General features: G+C 60.2%; 2 protein-coding genes. One reads left to right on the top strand and one right to left on the bottom strand.

The genetic code is table 11. From position 1 onward, the window contains the following. Nucleotides 1–11: 11 nt before the first annotated feature. Nucleotides 12–638, bottom strand: coding sequence for a DUF3318 domain-containing protein (locus NW819_RS13195; protein ID WP_414414024.1), 627 nt, complete (start codon nt 636–638; stop codon nt 12–14). Between the two features lie 248 nt (nt 639–886). Between NW819_RS13195 and NW819_RS13190 the strand changes: the two genes are divergently transcribed. After that, nucleotides 887–1693 (top strand): GvpL/GvpF family gas vesicle protein, encoded by an 807-nt coding sequence (locus NW819_RS13190; RefSeq protein WP_414414023.1) that lies wholly within the window; start codon nt 887–889, stop codon nt 1691–1693. Nucleotides 1694–1854 lie beyond the last annotated feature (161 nt).

Genomic DNA, 1854 nt, shown 5'->3' with positions numbered 1-1854 from the left:
ACTCCGTCCCGCTAACGCGACCAGGCGTTTCCGCTGGGGGGGGTAGAAGCCAGGTTGCGGGCAATGGTTCTCAGCCGTTGCAGCCGTAGCGCCGTCAGGATATCGGTGGGATCCAGCTTCAGAACCTGTTCTATGGCATCTGCCAGGTGTTGAGCGGCCTCCTGTCGGGTGTAGCCGCGAAACTGAGCACGGCGCAGGGCAAATTCATCGGCGTCGAAATGGGCGCTCTCCCGGTTCAGGTTTTGCCAGATCTGCCGGACGGAGAGAGCTGTAATGCCACCTGCCAACAGAGCGGAAAAAGGGTGCTGCAAAGAGAGCTCCGCAACAGTGGTGATGCCCCCCATCAAGGCCAGCGATTGGTAAAACCCCGGCTGCAACCAATTGCGGTTGCCCAGCCATCCCACCTCCCGCAGAAACAACAGATCCCGCTGTGGCTGAGGGATCCCTTGCCAACGGCGAAAATCGATGGCAATTGTGCCCTGGGGCTGCCAAGGGGCTTTGCGGCGGGAGATGAGCAGGGCTTCACCCCCGAAGTGGGGAACGACGCTGATCAAGGGTCGGAAAGAAGCGGGGAGCAGATCCCGCAACCGTTCGGTTTCTTCTTTTTCAAAGGATTTGAAATCTGGGCGGCTGTTCATGGCCTCACCTGTTAGTGGCATTGAGGCGGGGAGCCCGCCTGAACACGGGCGCTGTTCCGGCCCCAGACACCCCAGCCTGTGCAGAACCGATGCGAGGTTAGTCTATCGCATCTCCAGGCTGGCCGTGGAACTCTGGCCGTGGAACTCTATAGGTGGAACCCTGTAGGTTTCAAAGATCCCAATCCTAGGTTGCGTAGACTGGGAAGGCGAGCCTACCCGTCTTACCTACTCGTCTTAAATCCGAGACCATGACCTTCCCAGCTCAGCCAGAACCCCAAGTGCTCCGTACTGCTGACGGGAATGAGCAGAGTATCAACAGCCCCCTTTACACCTACGCCTTCTTCCCGCAGCCAGCTCCAGAACTTTTGCCCTTCATCCGGCAAACCGAGGGGATCCATCGGTCGGTGCAGGTGTTCTCCCCGGCAGGCAGCCGAATTGCCGCTGCTGTGGAGCCGATGCCGGATCCGGAGTCGCTGCAAGTCTCGGATGAGGTGTTGGTGCGTTCTGCCCTGCGCCACGATCAGGTGATCTGCCGGCTGTTCGCCCAGATGCCGGTGCTGCCCCTGCGCTTTGGCACCTGCTTTCTCTCAGCAGAAAGGCTGGGATCCCATCTGCTGTCCCGGCAGACGGAGTACGAACAAGCCCTCGCAGCCATTGGAGGGCGGGCCGAGTACTGTCTCAAAGGAAGGGTTCGACCTCAGCCCCAACCGGAGCCACAGTCCTCCCTGAGCGGGACGGCCTATCTGTTGGCCCGCAAGCAAGCCTATCTCCAGCAACGACAAGCCCAAGAGCAGCAAGAGCAGGAGCAGCAAGCCCTACAGCAGCTTTGGCCTTCCACCTGGCCTGTGCAAAGGGGGGATCCCCAGCCAGGAGAAGCCTTGCGGCTTTACTTTTTGCTCACCCCTGCCGAGTGGGAAGCCGCCGCTCAGCTCACCCAAACCTGGCTGGATCAGCACCCCCATTGGCAACTGGATTGGAGCGCCCCTTTGCCCCCCTATCACTTTGTCCGTGCCTTGCGGGATTCTCTGGCGGACAAGTGTATAGATCCCAACTAAGGACGCCGTCCCGCTAGCGCGAACAAAGTGCTCTGCATGCGGATCATGGTCGCGTTAGCAGAGCGTGGATCCAAGCGTGATAATGGTGAGGGGATCCCGTCCGCTTCCTGTTTGCATTGGCGAGGCGGAGCCCTCACAGGGCAAAGGACTCCGTCCCGCTA

This window comes from Synechococcus sp. R8-2, assembly GCF_047461715.1.
In the GTDB taxonomy this organism is placed as follows: Bacteria; Cyanobacteriota; Cyanobacteriia; order Thermostichales; family Thermostichaceae; genus Thermostichus.
The sequence above is the reverse complement of the archived record's forward strand: the minus strand, read 5'-3'. Positions and strand labels throughout refer to the sequence as shown.